The organism is Rhodococcus sp. NPDC056960 (genome assembly GCF_042674125.1).
GTDB lineage: Bacteria > Actinomycetota > Actinomycetes > Mycobacteriales > Mycobacteriaceae > Rhodococcus_F.
The window spans coordinates 318,077-334,215 of sequence record NZ_JBHURF010000004.1 but is presented as its reverse complement, the minus strand read 5'-3'; the positions used below and the strand labels follow the sequence as shown (position 1 = coordinate 334,215).

The window sequence follows — 16,139 nt, the reverse complement described above, 5'->3', positions numbered from 1 at the left end:
GTCGTGCGAGTCTGACCTCATGACTCGTGCAGTTCCGAAGAACATGGTGTGGATCCCCGGGGGCACGTCCTGGATGGGTTCGGAAGACTTCTACCCCGAGGAACGCCCCGCCCACCAGGTGACGGTCGACGGATTCTGGATGGACTCGCACCAGGTCACCGTCGCCGAATTCCGGCGCTTCGTGAAGGCCACCGGTCACGTCACCACCGCCGAGATCGCCCCCGACCCCGCCCAGTACCCGGGAGCCGATCCCACGCTGCTCGTACCCGGTTCGCTGGTCTTCACCCCGCCGCCCGGACCGGTGCCCCTCGACGACGTCACCCGGTGGTGGTCGTTCACACCGGGCGCCGACTGGCGGCATCCGGAAGGTCCGGGCAGCAACGTCGGCGGACGTGAACGCCATCCCGTCACGCACGTGTCGTGGTTCGACGCGCAGGCGTACGCCGAGTGGGCGGGCAAGGACCTGCCCACCGAGGCGGAGTGGGAATTCGCCGCGCGAGGCGGGCTGGATCGGAAGCCGTTCGTGTGGGGCGACGAGCATGAACCGGGCGGGCGACCCGGCGGCAACGTCTGGCAGGGGCGGTTCCCGTGGGAGAACCTCCTCGAGGACGGCTTCGCCGGGACGTCGCCGGTCGGAAGTTTCCGGCCCAACGGGTACGAACTCAGCGACATGGCCGGCAACGTGTGGGAATGGACCACCGACTACTTCACCGCGGATCACTCCGCCAGTGGTAAAAACGTCGCACCCGCCAGTTCCTGCTGCATCCCTGCCAACCCGCGCGTCGACACGGCGCGCGTCGAGCACCCGGACGAACCGTATCCGCGCCGGGTGATCAAGGGCGGCTCGCACCTCTGCGCGCCCAACTACTGCCTCCGCTACCGGCCCGCGGCACGGCAGGGTGACACCGAGGAGACGTCGACGTGCCACATCGGGTTCCGGTGCATCATCCGCCCGTGACCGTCGTTCTCACCTCACGGGGATGAAGACACGTGCGCCCGACCGGTGTTCGCTCGACATGTGCGATCCACCAAATTGTCCGTGGCGCTGGCCCGGGAAGCGCTGATCGCGCGGACCGAAACGGCCAACGGCTGGTTGCAGGGCACACCCCCGGGCCGCACGGTTCGACGTGTCATCGACGGGCTGATCGAGATCGAACTCGTCGACCGGTCGATGACACTCGCCGCGAGGATCTTCACGTCGGTCCTCCCCGTGATGATCGCCGCCTCGACGCTCAGCAGTTGGAACGTGACCGCCCGCACCATCAAGACCCAGTTCGGCTTCGACCCCTCGCAATTGTCGTCCGCGTCCGGCACCGTGGACACCACCGACCCCTCCTTCGCGGCATTCGGTGTGGTGGGTCTGCTGATGATCGCGATCAGCGGCACGTCGTTCGCCCGGGCCCTCGCCCGCATCTACGGCAAGATCTGGAACATCCCGTCGATCAACATCCGGGACGCCTGGCGGTGGCTGGTCGTCCTGTTCACCGTCGCGATGTCGGGAACCGCGATCGGCCTGACCAGCGAACTCACGAACGTCCGGTTCATCGGACCGCCTCTCGCACTCGCCGGGGAGTTCGCGGTGTGGATGGTCGTATGGACGCTCAGCCCGTACCTGCTGACGATGGGCACCCTCAGGGGTCGCGTGCTCTGGGCCACTGGGGCGCTGACCGCCGCTGCCCTGACCATCCTGCACACCGGTGGACGGCTCGTCCTGCCCCGGATCACCGCCGCCGCACAACACCAGTTCGGGTCGCTCGGCCTGGTGTTCACCGCGATCAGCTGGCTGTTCGTCCTGTCCGTCGTGATCGTGGGGTCCGCGGTGATCGTCAAGGCTGTCGCGCTCGACGAGGGCTACGTCGGACGCTACCTCCGCGGTCCCGGCGCGGTCGCGTCAGAACAGGCCGCCGAATCCCTTGCCCAGGACGACGGCCCCGATCACGAGTAGCAGCACGCTCATCACCGTTGCGTTGTTGGCCTGCAACCAGACCTTGAGGCCGTCCAGGGTGCCGCGCATCCTGTCGGCGGCCACCGCGTACGCGACGACCGGGACCAGCACCGACGACCCGGCCAGCAGCGTGTAGACGACGAGGGCCACCACCTGCTCACCGCCGCTGATGTTCGCGGTGCCGATGAAGACGCCCGCCGACACGCACAACAGCAGATTCTTCGGGTTGATCGCGGCCAGAGCGAATCCGAGCCCCGTCGACTTCACGAAGTTCAGCTCGTCGATGGCCTGCATCCACTTCGGCGGTTCCGCGTTCGCGTTGCGGCTTCTCCACTGCCTCGCCGCGAGCAGGAGCAGCAGCACACCGAGGACCACCTTCACCCACGACGACATCGCGGACGGGTTGTCCGAGTCGGCCGTGTCGATGCCACCGGACAGGAGCAGGAAGATGCCCGTCGCGACGAGGATGCCGACGATCCAGCCGACACCGAAACCCGCGCTCGCACCGCCCGCGCGTTTCGACAGCAGCATGAGGATGACGGCGATGATCGGTATCGGCGAGATCGCGACACCCACGGCGAGCGGTAACACATCTCCGATGACTGAGCCCATGTCCGAAACCGTAAGGTCGGGGCGCCGGCCCCGCCTCGCACGTGCCGGGTGAACCCCACGTGAGTGGCAATGTGTGCGCGAGGACGCTTTGCCACTCACCTGGGGGACAGCACACGCGCCGCGAACTCCAGGGACTCCGGCATGGACGCCATCAGCGATTCGCGATGGTCCTCGCCGGTCAGTTGCTGGTACTCGGCGTCCACCCCGTGCTGCCGCATCTCGGCGAGTTGCGCCCACGTCAACGGAATCGGCACCGACCTGTCGGACAGACTGTGCACCACCCGCAGCGGACGGTCGAAGCCGTCGACCGGCACCTGTTGCATCTCCCGGAACAGGTCCCGGAACTGCTCGGTCCACAGGGGCGCGGCGAACAGGTCCCCGACTGAAGTGGGATGGACGAGCAGGTACCGGCCGATTTCCCGGCTGCACGTCACCTTCGCCAGTTCCATCAATTCGATCCCCTTCGGCGACAGGTACCGCCGAATGCCGACCTCGGGACGCTGGTCGTCGATACCGGCGAGAGTCAGCAACGCATAGTTCACGATTCCGCTGGTCGGCAGGGCGGGAACCGCGGGACCCGCGGCCGGGAAGAGCTGTTCCAAGTGGGTCGGTGCGGCCACGGCGACGGCGCCGCGAAAGTCGAGTGCGGGCGCGCGGGTGGTCGCCTCGTGGGCGGCGAAATAGGCCGCCTGCCCGCCCTGCGAGAGTCCCGTGACGATCCACCGGTCGGCGAGCACCTCGCCGTAGACCTCGTGCGCGGCCAGGACGATGTCGACGGCGTTCGCGGCGGCCGCGGGACCGTCGAGGTAGGCGTTGACACCTTGTGTGCCGATCCCCGCGTAATCCGTTGCGGCGACGGCATACCCGGCTGCGAGCCACTGCTCGACCGCGGGCAGTTCGACGTAGTTGAACCCGGCGACGGACGGTGCGCACTGGTCGGCGACCCCGACCGTGCCGTGCGCGTAGGCCACCACGGGCCAGCCGCCGTCGGGAGGTTCGCCCCGGGGAAGGAAGATCGATCCGGTGGACTCACCGGTCGCAGTCGCGGTGCGCAGCGTCGAGTACCGGACCCTCACGCTCTCACCCACGTGGGACGGAACGACGGCGGGCGGCAGTTCTTCCTGCGACAGCAGGATTCTCGGCTGCGCCGACACCTCGGTCGCGCCGGTGAGCACCACCAGGATCGCCATCAGCGCGACCCCGAGCACTCTCATCGGCCCAGTATCCACCCGCAACCGACACGTGAGTGGCAAAGCGTGCGGGAGCACACTTTGCCACTCACGTGGGGGGAGAGATCAGACCAGCAGTTCGGCGATCTGAATGGTGTTGAGGGCGGCACCCTTCCGCAGGTTGTCACCCGACACGAACAGCGCCAGCCCGCGGCCCTCCGGGGCACCCGGATCCTGGCGGATGCGGCCGACCAGCGACGGGTCGCTGCCCGCGGCCTCGAGCGGAGTGGGGACGTCCACCAGCTTCACACCGGGAGCCTTCGAGAGGATCTCCTGTGCCCGCTCCACCGACAGCGGTCGCTCGAACTCGGCATTGATCGACAGCGAGTGACCGGTGATCACGGGGACGCGCACGCACGTGCCCGACACCAGCAGGTCGGGGAGACCGAGGATCTTGCGGCTCTCGTTGCGGAGCTTCTGATCCTCGTCCGTCTCGCCGCTGCCGTCGTCGACGAGCGAGCCGGCGAGCGGCAGCACGTTGAACGCGATCGGTGCGACGTACTTGTTCGGGGCCGGGAAGTCGACGGCGCCGCCGTCGTGCACCAGCTTCTCCGCATCGCCGATGACGGCGCGGGCCTGGCCCACCAACTCCTCGACACCGGCGATGCCGCTGCCGGACACGGCCTGGTAGCTCGACACGATGAGACGCTGCAGCCCCGCCTCGTCGTGCAGAACCTTCAGCACCGGCATCGCGGCCATCGTGGTGCAGTTGGGGTTGGCGATGATGCCCTTCGGCGGGTTCTTCGCCTGCTCCGGGTTCACCTCGCTGACGACCAGCGGGACGTCGGGGTCCTTGCGGAACGCCGAAGAGTTGTCCACGACCGTGGCACCGGCCGCCGCGAAGCGCGGGGCCTGCTCACGGGACAGCGTCGCACCGGCCGAGAACAGGGCGATGTCGATGCCCTTCAGGTCCTCGTCGGACGTCGCGGACGCGTCCTCGACGACGATCTCCTCGCCGCGGAACGGCAGCTTCTTGCCCGCCGACCGCGCGGAGGCGAAGAACCGCACCTTGTCCGCGGGGAAGTTGCGTTCCTCGAGGAGGGTGCGCATGACGATGCCGACCTGGCCGGTCGCACCGACGACAGCGATGGTGGTCATGTCTACCGTCCCGTTCCTGCGTGCACGACGGCTTCTTCGTCGCCGCCGAGCTCGAATGCATCGTGGATCGCCTTCACTGCCTTGTCCAGCTCGACGTCCTTGACGAGCACCGAGATGCGGATCTCCGACGTGGAGATGAGGTCGATGTTGACCCCGGCCTTCGCGAGCGCCTCACAGAACGTCGCGGTGACGCCCGGGTGGCTCTTCATTCCCGCACCGACGAGCGACACCTTGCCGATGTGGTCGTCGAACAGCACCTGGGTGAAGCCGATGTCGCCCTGCAGCTTGGTCAGCTTCTCGACGGCGCGCGGGCCGTCGGCGGTCGGCAGGGTGAACGTGATGTCCGTCTTCCCCGTCTCGACCTTCGAGATGTTCTGCAGCACCATGTCGATGTTGATCTCCGCCTCGGCCACCGCGCGGAAGACCTGCGCGGCGTAACCGGGGGTGTCGGGCAGGCCGACGACGGTGATCTTGGACTCGCCGCGATCGTGCGCGACTCCGGTGATGATTGCCTCTTCCACGGGGATGTCCTCCATCGATCCGGACACGATGGTGCCCGGCTTGGTCGTGTATGACGAACGGACGTGCACAGGCACGTTGTATCGGCGGGCGTACTCGACGCAGCGGAGCATCAGCACCTTCGCGCCGCACGCCGCGAGCTCGAGCATCTCTTCGAACGACACCGTCTCGAGACGCTGCGCGTCGGGAACGATGCGCGGGTCGGCGGTGAAGATGCCGTCGACGTCGGTGTAGATCTCGCAGACGTCGGCCTCGAGGGCTGCTGCGAGGGCGACCGCGGTGGTGTCCGAACCGCCACGCCCGAGGGTCGTCACGTCCTTGCTGTCCTGGCTGACGCCCTGGAATCCGGCGACGAGGACGATCGAGCCCTCGTCGAGCGCATCCCGGACGCGGCCCGGAGTGACGTCGATGATCTTGGCGTTGCCGTGAGCACCGGTGGTGATGACGCCCGCCTGCGAACCCGTGAACGAACGGGCCTCCGCACCGAGCGAGTGAATTGCCATTGCGACGAGAGAATTGGAGATGCGCTCACCGGAGGTCAGCAGCATGTCCATTTCGCGGGCGGGTGGGGCTGGGCACACCTGCTGAGCCAGATCGAGCAGCTCATCAGTGGTGTCCCCCATCGCTGAAACCACGACGACGACATCGTTGCCGGCCTTCTTGGTCTCGACGATCCGTTCAGCCACTCGTCGGATTCTCTCGGCGGTTGCCACCGAGGATCCGCCGTACTTCTGGACGACGAGAGCCACGCGTTTCTACCTCCAGGTCGATGAATCTGTACTGGTCCAGCTGTCGAGCTTACCGGCGGAGTCCAATCTGATCCCGGGTGAGTCCGTTCGGACGCCTATCCGAACGCCGTGCTCGCGGCGTCCGCGACCCTCGCCACGGCCGCGCAGTTCGGGCCGTGAACAGTGACGACTGCGCCCGCGTGACCGAGCCTGCGGGTGAACTCGTCGACGCCCGCTCCGGGCCGGGTGATGTCGATCGGATCGCCCATCGGGCTCGTCCACCGGCACCGGTCGCCGACCGTCTCCGGCTCGGCGGGAACGGGTGGTCGGTTTTCCTTGACGGGGGTCATCGTGAACGACACGGTCACCTCGCTCCCGGGCACCCGATTCGGGTTCGGGAACAGGACGCAGTCGAACGGGGTGGGCGGCGACTCCGGATCGACGACGCGTCCGCCCGCCGTCGTCCCCAGCACGTCGAGGACCTCGCAGGGGTCCTGGACGGCGAGCGCCACCTGGTCCGGGGAACCGGTGTCGCGTCCGGGCAGCCCCGACCGCATCCTGTCGATCGCCGACTCCAGCACCGCGTCGCCCAGCGGGCACGCGTCCTGGCCTGCGACGGTTCCGACGCGGACGGTCGCGAGTTGCGGTGCCACCAGGTCCTGGAGTGTTCCGAGGTTCAGCCGGAAGACGCGCTCGCACGTCCCGCGGGCGAGGTCGGCGCCCGCGCCGCGGTAGACGGTCACCCCGTCCACCGTCTCCGGCCGCGTCAGGGACGAGTCGGGCAGCATCGACGGCAGCAGCGACAACTCCACATAGGTACTCGGGCCGTCGGGCCGCCTCATCAGCGCCGAGCACACCGGCAGTTGCACGGCCGACCCGTACTGCTGGACCGTCCCGGCGTGCCGCACCACCGCCTCGTCGAGCAGCCCGCACGGATCGGCGGCGCGCAGCGCATCCTCGACGTGGACGTGCCGTTGCTGGTCCGGAGTCAGTTCCTGCAGCGGCGACGCCCCCGCGGTCCCCGACACGCTGTGCGCACACCCGGACGTGATCGCGGCGCACAGGAGCGCCGCGGCAACTGTCTTCACTCGATCCCCCTCGAATCGGCCCGAACACTACCGCCGACATTCGGGTCAGACGAGGGCGAGCAGTCCCCGTAACGCAAAGAGGGTGCCGAAGCCGAAGAACACCGCGACCCCGAGCGCCCGGTTGTGCCGCACCATCCAGGTCTTGGCGGCGCTCAGGCCCCGACGGGCTCGATCTTCGAAGATGTTGGGATTGATCACGCCGAGGGCCAGCCCGGCGATGAACGCGATGCGCGGTGTGGCCGACGCGAGTGTCGTCATCATTTCGGCATCACCCCCACCGGGTCCGGTCTTCACGCAAGCATGATCACGCCCACGACGAGGAACACCACACCGACGATCAGCCCGACCAGTTGCTCACCGTCTCCGACGTCGCCGACGGATCACCGGCACCGCCGAGCAGCGCCGACCGCGATCTGCGAGTACACGAGCAGGAACGCGGACCCGAAGGAGAGGGCGCTCCGCACCGCGTTCGCCGATTCGAGCAGGAGCACGCAGCCGATGACCGCGGCGGGCGTGATGATCAGACCGATCATCACGGGGACGAGCAGCCAGATCTCCTCGCTCACGGGTGCCCCTGTCAGGTGGTCCGAACGAAGGGCGGGATCTCGAAGGTCCCGTCGAACACCGGCGGCCTCGGGCTGTACATCCGCAGCAGCGGCCGGAATCCGCCTGCCGGTGTGGGCAGCCAGTTGGCGCGGGCGGCCGGATCGGCCGGGGCGGCGGCGCTGAGGGTGATGGTCAGCGAACCGTCGTCCGCGAACACCAATCCCGGCGTGCGGTCGCCGATCGAGTAGCGGTCGAGGGGATTGTCCACGAGGAAGAAGTCCGGGAGGTCGTACATGGTGATCGACCAGAACGCGTCGACCGGCGGGGTCGGCGCGAAGGTGAGCGTGTATGTGTGTTCGCCGGACAGTTCGTTGCCGTCGCTGTCGTGGTAGACGGGCGCGTACGCGGCCTCGTACCCGTGATTGCCCCACAGGCCCGCCCTCGCCGCGCCCGCCCGCATGCCCAGCGCCCGCGACCGATCCGCGATGCGCCATTCGGGTGAGTCGACCGTGCCGACCTCGAAGAAGTCGTCGTTGTAGTCGAAGGCGTGGTACATCAGCTGCCAGCCGTTGACCACCGTTCCGCTGGCTCCCGATTTCAGTGCGGTGTCGAGCGATCGATGCCCGGCCTCGGCTCCGGCAGTGAGAACGGAGGCGAGGTCCGGGGGCGCCTCGAGATACGGCGACGGCCCGGTCTCGAGCAGTCCGAGCGGGGCGAACGCCTGCTGCACGACGAGATCCTGCGGTGCCGGCGGGTACGCCTGCGAGTACACCCGCAGCTTCTCCCAGAACCGAAGGTCGTCGGGGACGTTCGGGTCGGGTGCGGGCAGCCCCTCCGCCAGGTCCTGGTCGCCGACGGGTTCGAGCGTCAGGGCCGACTGCAATTGCCGCACCCTCCCCAGGTCGTCCTCGCCGTCGCACGCCCACCGGCCGACGATGGTGCCCGCCGATGTCGGACACGCGATCCGCGTCGCACCGGCCGGGACCTCGCCGGACCATTCGGGGCCGGTGAGCAGGTAGCGCCCGGCCGCCGTTCCCGTCGCACGTTTGCCGACGTACGCGAAATTGTTCGTCCACGCATCGACGAACTGCAGCACGTAATACGCGCCGCCGCTGTCGGGCACTCGCAGCAACTGCGGTCCGTGGGCGAGGTCGAGCTGAGCGATCGAATAGATGGTGTCGTTGTTGACGGAGACGAACGTGTCCTGCGGCCCGGCGAGTGTGCGGGCGTGGCTGAACGTGTTGAACGGTGCAGCGTCGAGACTCCCCATCCCCTCTGCCACGAACCGGTTCACCTGATCCAGGTCGAAAACCAACGGGAAGCCGTACACCCACGCCTTGGCGGCGAGTTCCTGCAATTCAGCGCTCACAACTCTCTCCTGTCTGAGGGGGCTCCGCCGCCTGTGCGCGGTCCGCGAGTCCAGATACTCGTCAACCACTCACGGGCGGGTCCGCTCGGTCCGGTCCGGCGAGAGCCTCCCGCACGGTCGGATACAGGCCGACGGGGGTCGCGTCCGAACCCGAGCGTCGTACCGTGTCCCGGAACTGTCCGATGTCCCGCGCCACACGCAGTTCGATTCGCCGGCGCGCGAGCGCATCCCGCAACTGCACGAGCATCTGCGCGGCACTGACGTCGATGAACGGCGACGTCTCGGCGTCCAGGACCACGATGCGCGTGTCGTCGGTGCACAGCTTCTCGATGGCGTCCTTGACGTGATCGGCGTTGGCGAAGAACAGTCCCGCCTCGACGCGCACCACGACCACGTGCGGTGTGGTCGGGAGGTCGGGGTGACGCTCGGCGTCGACCCACAGCGACCCATCCTTCGCCAGCGCCGCGACGTGGGGACGCGACACCCGGTAGAGCAGCAGCAGCATGGATACGCCGATGCCGATGACCAGCCCGGGCAGGGTGTCGAACAGGAGCACGCCCATCATCGCGGCGAGCGCGGCCGCGAAATCGGCCCGGGCGGCGTATCCGTAGATGCTGCCGAGCCTTTCGGTCCACACGCCGTACAGCCGGCGCAGCGCGGAGATGTCGACGAGTTCGATGACGGCGGCGATCACCACCGCCGCAAGTGTCGCCTCGGGCAGTTTCTCGAACAGTCCGGTGAGGAACAGCAGCGTGACCACGGTCAGTGCGGCGACGACGAGACCGCTGACCTGTGATTTGGCGCCCGCTCCCCCGTTGACCGCCGTCTTCGAGAGGCTGCCGTTGACCACCATTCCCGAGCACAGCCCGGAACCGAGGTTGGCTGCGCCGAGACCGAGGAGTTCGCGGTTCGCGTCGACGTCGTAACCCTCTCTGGCGGCATAGGTCTTTGCGGCCCCGAGGCCCTCGGCGAATCCGATCAGCAGCACACCGACCGCCGGGCCCAGCAGGTCCACGTAATCGTCGAACCCGACACCGCCGGGCAATCCGAGCGCGGGCAGACCCGAGTCGATGTGACCGACGATGTCGACGCCCTTGCCGTCCAGGCCGAACAGCGTCACCGCCGCGATCCCGAGGAGCACCGCGAGCAGCGATCCGGGGACGAGTGGCAGCCACCGTTTGAATCCGAGCACCACCACCAGGCTGACGACGCCGACGGCGAGTGTGCCCCCGTCGGTGTCCCCGAGGTGGGTGATCACCCCCCGGGCCTGTTCGAAGAAGTTGCCCTTCGACTTCTCCACGCCGAAGAGCGCGGGCACCTGCCCGACGATGATGGTGAGGGCGAGGCCGACGATGAGCCCCTTCAGCACCGGCTCGGAAATGAACGACGCGACGAATCCGAGACGCAGCAGACCGGCGACCAACCCCGCGATGCCGGTGGCGATCGCGAGAACGGCGGACAGGGCCGCATACTTTCCGCCGTCCGCGCCCGCCAGCGGCGCGACGATGGCCGCCGACAGGGCAGCGGTCGCCGACATCGGACCCACGACGAGATGCCGCGAACTGCCGGCCGCGGCGTACAGGATCAGGGCAGGCACCGCCGCGTAGAGGCCGACGACCGGGGGCACTCCCGCGATGGTCGCGTAGGCCAGCGCTTCGGGCACGAGCACGGCCCACACGGTCAGGCCCGCGATCACATCGGGCCTGACCCACCCCCGCCGGTAGTCCTGCAGCGAGCCGAACACCGGCCAGACGCCGGTCGCGGACGTCACCACGTCGTCATCGTCCTAGTCCCTGGCGGTGTCCCACGTGGTGACCGCCCAGATCACGACGACGTCGAGAGCGATGATCAGAATCGACCACAGCGGGTAGTACGGCAGCCACAGGAAGTTCGCGAGGATCGACAGCGCCGCAATGCAGACCGCGACGACGCGAGCCCACGTGGCACCCGTCATCAGCCCGATCGCGCTGATGACCAGCACGACGCCCAGCACGATGTGAATCCATCCCCACGTGGTGGTGTCGAACTGGTAGATGTACTCGACGCCGACGACCAGCAGATTGTCGGATGCGACCGCGGCGATGCCCTGGAAGAAGGAGATCACGCCGACGGTCAGCAGCAATATCGCCGCTGCCAGCGACGTTCCCGCGGCAAACCCCTGTTTCACAGGGCTGTTGGTTCTGTACTCCGGAGTTGTCGTCATGTCCATGCCCTTCTCGAAAGGATGTGCTCGAACAGTGGAATCGTGCGGCGTCGCGGCGGCGCCGGCATCATCCGCGCCGGGTGATCCTCATCTGCAACGGATGATGTGCCGTCGTCGGTCCGGGTGCGAAGGTCGTGTAGGGGCATCCCGGTTGGCAGAAACGTTCCGGGTGGCCGATTGTTGCGAAGGGACACGCGATGACCGATCCGCAGGACGTAGCCGGCGCGGTGCCGGATTCTCGGTGGTCGATGCCCCGGGGCCTGATCGTGATTCTCGGTCTGGCCGCGCTCGTCGTCACCGTGGCGGGGATCAAGGTGGCCGCGGCGATCGTCAGCCCGATCTTCCTCGCGCTCATGCTGACCGTCGCGGTCCACCCCCTCCCCGAATGGCTTCACCGGAAGGGCGTTCCGTCCTGGCTCGCCACGATCGCGGCGATCCTGGTCGTCAACGGGATCCTCGTCGTCCTCGTGCTGTCGCTGGCACTGTCCGTCGCGCAGCTCGCGACGCTTCTGCCGGAGTACGCGGACGATTTCGGCACGCTCATCGACAGCGCCCAGAGTTTCCTGAACAGCGTCGGCGTGAACTCCACCGACGCCCAGACCCTGCTGTCCCAGGTGGATTACAACAAGGTGTTCGGCCTCGTCGACGGGATCCTGCAGGCGATGCTGGGGATCTTCTCGAACCTGCTCTTCCTTCTCGCGCTCCTGCTGTTCATGGCCGTCGACGGAAGCTCGTACGGTTCCCGGATGCGCATCGTCACGCAGATGCGCCCCGAAATCGCCACCGCGCTCTCCGCCTTCTCCGTCGGCACCCGCAAGTACCTGGTCGTGACCACGGTCTTCGGGCTGATCGTCGCGGTCATCGACACCGGAGCCCTGTGGGCGCTGGGCATTCCGCTGCCAATCCTGTGGGGACTGCTGTCGTTCATCACCAATTACATCCCGAACATCGGCTTCGTCCTCGGACTCGTTCCGCCGGCGATCCTCGCGCTCCTGCAGGGCGGCCCGGGACTGATGCTGACGGTCATCGTCCTGTACAGCGTCATCAACGTCATCATCCAGTCCGTGATCCAGCCGAAGTTCGTCGGCGACGCGGTCGGCCTGTCCGTGACGTTCACGTTCCTGTCGCTGGTGTTCTGGACGTGGATCCTCGGTCCCCTCGGCGCGATCCTGGCCATCCCGCTGACGCTGATGACGAAGGCGCTGCTCATCGACATCGACCCGTCCACGCGGTGGGTGAACACGATTCTCAGCAGCGCGCCCACTCCCCCGGCACCGACCACCGCCCCTGCCAGACCTCGACACGAGAAGGAAGAATCATGACACCCGATTTCTCCGACACCACCGATTTCGAGGACGCCGACCGCGGTTTCGTCGACCGCCTCGACCCCTGCACCGTCACGGACCGGGACGGTCGCGTCGTGTGGGACATGCAGGAGTATTCGTTCCTTTCCGGGGACTGCCCGGACACAGCCGATCCGAGTCTCTGGCGTCAGTCGCAACTGTGCGCGAAGGACGGTCTGTACGAGGTCACCGAGGGCATCTACCAGCTACGCGGAATCGACCTGTCCAACATGACGATCGTCGAGGGCGAGACGGGCGTCCTGGTGATCGACCCGCTGATCTCGCAGGAAACCGCTGCCGCCGCGCTCGCGCTGTACCGGAAGAACCGTGGCGACCGGCCCGTCACCGGGGTGATCTACACCCACTCCCACATCGACCACTTCGGTGGCGTCGTCGGCGTGCTCCCGGACGGTCGCGGCGACGTCCCGATCCTCGCACCCGAGGGGTTCCTCGAGCACGCCGTCTCCGAGAACATCTATGCCGGAACGGCGATGGGCAGGCGCGCCACCTACATGTACGGGCCGCTGCTCCCCAAGGGTCCGCGCGGGCACCTCGGTGCGGGGCTCGGCACGAACACGTCGACGGGGCGGCCCGGTCTGATCCCACCGACCGTCGACATCACCCACACCGGTCAGGAGGAGACCGTCGACGGCATCCGGATCCTCTTCCAGGTGACGCCGGGCACCGAGGCGCCTGCCGAGATGAACTTCCTGTTCCCCGACCACCGGGCATTGTGCATGGCCGAAAATGCCACCCACAATCTGCACAATCTCCTCACGCTGCGGGGCGCGCTGGTCCGGGACCCCCGCGCCTGGTCGCGGTATCTCGATCAGGCGATCGAGATGTTCGACGGCAGCTACGACGTCGCGTTCGCCTCCCACCACTGGCCGACGTGGGGCCGCGACCGGGTGGTGACATTCCTGTCGCAGCAGCGCGACCTGTACCAGTACCTGCACGACCAGACCCTCCGGATGCTCAATGCGGGCATGACCGGCATCGAGATCGCCGAGGACTTCCCGCTGCCACCCGCCCTCGAATCCGCCTGGCACGCACGCGGGTACTACGGATCGGTCAGCCACAACGTGAAGGCGATCTACCAGCGGTACATGGGCTGGTTCGACGGCAACCCGACGTCGCTGTGGCAGCATCCGCCCGAAAACCTGGCGACCCGTTACGTCGAATGCATGGGTGGCCAGGGCGAGGTCCGGTCGAAGGCGGCGCAGTACCTCGAGCAGGGAGATCTGCGGTTCGCCGCCGAACTGCTCAAGCACGCCGTGTTCGCCGACCCCTCCGACAGTGCGGCCAAGGACCTGCTGGCCCAAACGTACGAGCAACTCGGATTCGGCGCGGAGAACGCGACCTGGCGCAACTTCTACCTCACGGGTGCACTCGAACTACGCAGCGGCATCGCCGCCCCGCCGCTCAGCGACCTGGGCGCGGACATGCTGAGCGCCCTGACCATCGAGCAGATCTTCGACTCCGTCGCCCTCCGCATCAACGGCCCCCGAGCCTGGGACAAGACGCTCGTCGCCGAATGGCATTTCACCGAACCCGAGGCGCACTACCGGACGACGCTGTCCAACGGGGCGCTCATCCAGACGCTCGCGCCCAGGACCACGACGAAACCGGACGTGTCGTTGACCCTGACGAAGATGCAGTTGCTCGCCCTGTTCGCCGGCCAGGGACTCGAAGGAATCGAGGTGACGGGCGACCCGTCGAAGCTCCTCGCGCTCACCGAACTACTCGATTCACCCGACAACGCGTTCCCGATCGTCACGCCGTAGGCGCTCCGCGCCCGTGCGCCTTTTTGGTAGCTGGAACAACCCGAAAGGCGCACGAGCCCGGAGGGCCTACCCGAAGTCGACGATCGCCAGGTTGGTCGGAAGTTGGTCCGTCCGCGGCTCACCGGTGGGCAGTTTGCCCTGCAGGAATTGCCCCGACAGGTAGTCGTCCGCATCGAGGATCTGCTGCGGCGCCACCTGTCCCTCGTACTCGAAGCTGTCGAACACGTACGGCAGTGAGTCGGCGTACAGCAGGCTCGGGCCGTTCATCAACTGGAAGTGCAGGTGCGACGCGTTGGCGTTGCCGGTGTTCCCGAGTTGCGCGATCTTGTCACCCTTCTTCACCTGGTCACCCGGCTTCACCACCAGCGACCCCTCGATGAAGTGCGCATACATCGCGTAGACGCCGCCCCCGAGGTCCAGGACGACGTGGTTGCCGTCGACGTTCTCCACGGTGAGCTTCGCGGCGAGTTCCGGCACCTCGGCAGGCAGGGTGCCCGGGGCGTTGGCGGGCACGTTGTCGAGCGTCGCCACGACCGTGCCGTCGGCGACGGCGTACACGTCGGAGCCGTAGTCGACGTAGCTCTCGTTCTTCGTGCGGTCGCCGGTGTAGAACTCGCCCTGGTCGTTGGTCCGCTTCCAGTCGATCGCGAACCTCTGACTGTTGTTGATCTTGCCGTCGACCGGCAGCGGCGACGTGCGGTGCGGGAAGCCGGGCAGGCAGCAGCCGTTGAGCGCGATCCAGTTGTCGCCCTTCAGCGGCGGCGAGATGACGCGGGGCGTCCCGGCGTCGATGTCGAGCGCCGTCACCAGATAGTCGACTGGCGACGGTTCCTTCGCCGCCGGAGCCGCGGCGGCGCTGCCGTACAGATGGTGGAGCACCGTCTTCGGGGCCTGGTCGAGTGAATCGAACGTGTAGTCGACGAACAGGATGCGAGTCTGCTGCGGTGGGATGGCCGTGGACGTCGCGGGTGGTGCGGTGAGCATCCGCAGCCGGTTGCAGTCGCCATACGGACAATTCGGTTCGACGAGCGCCGCACCGGAGAACGACGCGACCACCGTCGACGGGTCGGTCCCGTCGACGACGTCCAGCTTGTCGAGGGTCGCCGGGACCGGTGTCGCGTTCGTCAACTGGAGGTCGTAGGCGACGTGGTACTTCCCGTCGGTGCCCAGGAACGGGAACGTCGGGTCCCCGATCGGGATCAGGGTCAGTCCGGTGTACGCGTCGGGGACGGTGACCGCCCCCGTCCCACCTGCCGCGGTCGACGACGGGCCCGCCCCCGACGCATCGTCGCCGGACGAACACCCGGCGACCATGCACACCACCGACATCACCAGCGCAGCAGCGAAAATTTTCATGCTCACTCCTCTCGGGCGCTTCGCGCACGGGCGCCTTTCTGGTTGTTCCCGCTACCGAAAAGGCGCACGGGCGCGGAGCGCCTGATGGTCATCGTCCGCCGGTTCGATCGCGACGGACTCACCCGCCGCGTGTGATTCCCGGTGAATCCCGGGTTGCTGTCGGGTTGCAGAAAAAACGTTCAGCCACACAGAACAACCCGTTCTCGCTAAAATCATCACACCGGCCCACGGCGTCGGAGACACACCGACGGACGGCGTCGGAGACGCACCGGCTCTCGGCGTCGGCTATTGGCGTTTGTCGAAGATCGTTTCTCGGGGC

The 16,139-nt window shown here is 67.5% G+C and carries 15 protein-coding genes; 4 read left to right on the top strand and 11 right to left on the bottom strand.

What is annotated here, in order from left to right:
- Window positions 1-19 precede the first annotated feature (19 nt).
- Together ACFTWF_RS08785 and ACFTWF_RS08780 are read left to right on the top strand one after the other, a co-directional pair.
- Window positions 20-958 (top strand): formylglycine-generating enzyme family protein, encoded by a 939-nt coding sequence (locus ACFTWF_RS08785; protein ID WP_378460847.1) that lies wholly within the window; start codon window positions 20-22, stop codon window positions 956-958.
- Between the two features lie 81 nt (window positions 959-1,039).
- Window positions 1,040-1,945, top strand: coding sequence for a hypothetical protein (locus ACFTWF_RS08780; RefSeq protein WP_378460907.1), 906 nt, complete (start codon window positions 1,040-1,042; stop codon window positions 1,943-1,945).
- Here ACFTWF_RS08780 and ACFTWF_RS08775 read toward each other — a convergent pair.
- From ACFTWF_RS08775 to ACFTWF_RS08730, 10 genes are all read right to left on the bottom strand, one after another.
- Complete coding sequence (locus ACFTWF_RS08775) at window positions 1,892-2,557, bottom strand: GAP family protein (RefSeq protein ID WP_378460846.1); 666 nt, start codon at window positions 2,555-2,557, stop codon at window positions 1,892-1,894. The genes ACFTWF_RS08780 and ACFTWF_RS08775 overlap by 54 nt on opposite strands.
- 95 nt (window positions 2,558-2,652) lie before the next feature.
- A complete protein-coding gene (locus ACFTWF_RS08770; protein WP_378460845.1) occupies window positions 2,653-3,771 on the bottom strand; it encodes an alpha/beta hydrolase family protein in 1,119 nt (372 codons plus the stop codon).
- Between the two features lie 81 nt (window positions 3,772-3,852).
- The gene (locus tag ACFTWF_RS08765) at window positions 3,853-4,884 is read right to left on the bottom strand and encodes an aspartate-semialdehyde dehydrogenase (RefSeq protein ID WP_378460844.1); all 1,032 of its coding nucleotides are present in this window, start codon (window positions 4,882-4,884) and stop codon (window positions 3,853-3,855) included.
- A 2-nt stretch (window positions 4,885-4,886) separates the two neighbouring features.
- On the bottom strand, window positions 4,887-6,152 hold the full coding sequence (locus ACFTWF_RS08760; RefSeq protein WP_012691385.1) for an aspartate kinase: 1,266 nt from the start codon (window positions 6,150-6,152) through the stop codon (window positions 4,887-4,889).
- 95 nt (window positions 6,153-6,247) lie between these two features.
- On the bottom strand, window positions 6,248-7,219 hold the full coding sequence (locus ACFTWF_RS08755) for a hypothetical protein (protein ID WP_378460843.1): 972 nt from the start codon (window positions 7,217-7,219) through the stop codon (window positions 6,248-6,250).
- Between the two features lie 45 nt (window positions 7,220-7,264).
- Entirely contained in the window at window positions 7,265-7,480 is a 216-nt protein-coding gene (locus tag ACFTWF_RS08750; protein ID WP_378460842.1) for a hypothetical protein, read from the bottom strand.
- A gap of 119 nt (window positions 7,481-7,599) precedes the next feature.
- The gene (locus ACFTWF_RS08745) at window positions 7,600-7,785 is read right to left on the bottom strand and encodes a hypothetical protein (protein WP_378460841.1); all 186 of its coding nucleotides are present in this window, start codon (window positions 7,783-7,785) and stop codon (window positions 7,600-7,602) included.
- 11 nt (window positions 7,786-7,796) lie between these two features.
- Window positions 7,797-9,134, bottom strand: a complete 1,338-nt coding sequence (locus tag ACFTWF_RS08740) for a DUF1254 domain-containing protein (RefSeq protein WP_378460840.1) — start codon at window positions 9,132-9,134, stop codon at window positions 7,797-7,799.
- Between the two features lie 61 nt (window positions 9,135-9,195).
- The gene (locus ACFTWF_RS08735) at window positions 9,196-10,908 is read right to left on the bottom strand and encodes a SulP family inorganic anion transporter (RefSeq protein WP_378460839.1); all 1,713 of its coding nucleotides are present in this window, start codon (window positions 10,906-10,908) and stop codon (window positions 9,196-9,198) included.
- A gap of 12 nt (window positions 10,909-10,920) precedes the next feature.
- Window positions 10,921-11,343 (bottom strand): hypothetical protein, encoded by a 423-nt coding sequence (locus ACFTWF_RS08730; RefSeq protein ID WP_378460838.1) that lies wholly within the window; start codon window positions 11,341-11,343, stop codon window positions 10,921-10,923.
- A 191-nt stretch (window positions 11,344-11,534) separates the two neighbouring features.
- Between ACFTWF_RS08730 and ACFTWF_RS08725 the strand changes: the two genes are divergently transcribed.
- Window positions 11,535-12,659 carry an AI-2E family transporter gene (locus ACFTWF_RS08725; RefSeq protein WP_378460837.1) on the top strand — a complete coding sequence of 375 codons (1,125 nt, stop codon included), beginning with the start codon at window positions 11,535-11,537 and terminating at the stop codon, window positions 12,657-12,659.
- On the top strand, window positions 12,656-14,464 hold the full coding sequence (locus ACFTWF_RS08720; protein ID WP_378460836.1) for an alkyl/aryl-sulfatase: 1,809 nt from the start codon (window positions 12,656-12,658) through the stop codon (window positions 14,462-14,464). The genes ACFTWF_RS08725 and ACFTWF_RS08720 overlap by 4 nt, the downstream gene beginning before the upstream one ends.
- A 66-nt stretch (window positions 14,465-14,530) precedes the next feature.
- Here ACFTWF_RS08720 and ACFTWF_RS08715 read toward each other — a convergent pair whose 3' ends face one another.
- Window positions 14,531-15,820 (bottom strand): M23 family metallopeptidase, encoded by a 1,290-nt coding sequence (locus ACFTWF_RS08715; protein WP_378460835.1) that lies wholly within the window; start codon window positions 15,818-15,820, stop codon window positions 14,531-14,533.
- Between the last annotated feature and the right edge of the window lie 319 nt (window positions 15,821-16,139).

Coding starts and splice junctions, on each gene's coding strand:
- ACFTWF_RS08785 (WP_378460847.1), top strand. CDS start 20: ATGACTCGTGCAGTTCCGAAGAACATGGTGTGGATCCCCGGGGGCACG.
- ACFTWF_RS08775 (WP_378460846.1), bottom strand. CDS start 2,557: ATGGGCTCAGTCATCGGAGATGTGTTACCGCTCGCCGTGGGTGTCGCG.
- ACFTWF_RS08770 (WP_378460845.1), bottom strand. CDS start 3,771: ATGAGAGTGCTCGGGGTCGCGCTGATGGCGATCCTGGTGGTGCTCACC.
- ACFTWF_RS08765 (WP_378460844.1), bottom strand. CDS start 4,884: ATGACCACCATCGCTGTCGTCGGTGCGACCGGCCAGGTCGGCATCGTC.
- ACFTWF_RS08750 (WP_378460842.1), bottom strand. CDS start 7,480: ATGATGACGACACTCGCGTCGGCCACACCGCGCATCGCGTTCATCGCC.
- ACFTWF_RS08730 (WP_378460838.1), bottom strand. CDS start 11,343: ATGGACATGACGACAACTCCGGAGTACAGAACCAACAGCCCTGTGAAA.
- ACFTWF_RS08725 (WP_378460837.1), top strand. CDS start 11,535: ATGACCGATCCGCAGGACGTAGCCGGCGCGGTGCCGGATTCTCGGTGG.
- ACFTWF_RS08720 (WP_378460836.1), top strand. CDS start 12,656: ATGACACCCGATTTCTCCGACACCACCGATTTCGAGGACGCCGACCGC.
- ACFTWF_RS08715 (WP_378460835.1), bottom strand. CDS start 15,820: ATGAAAATTTTCGCTGCTGCGCTGGTGATGTCGGTGGTGTGCATGGTC.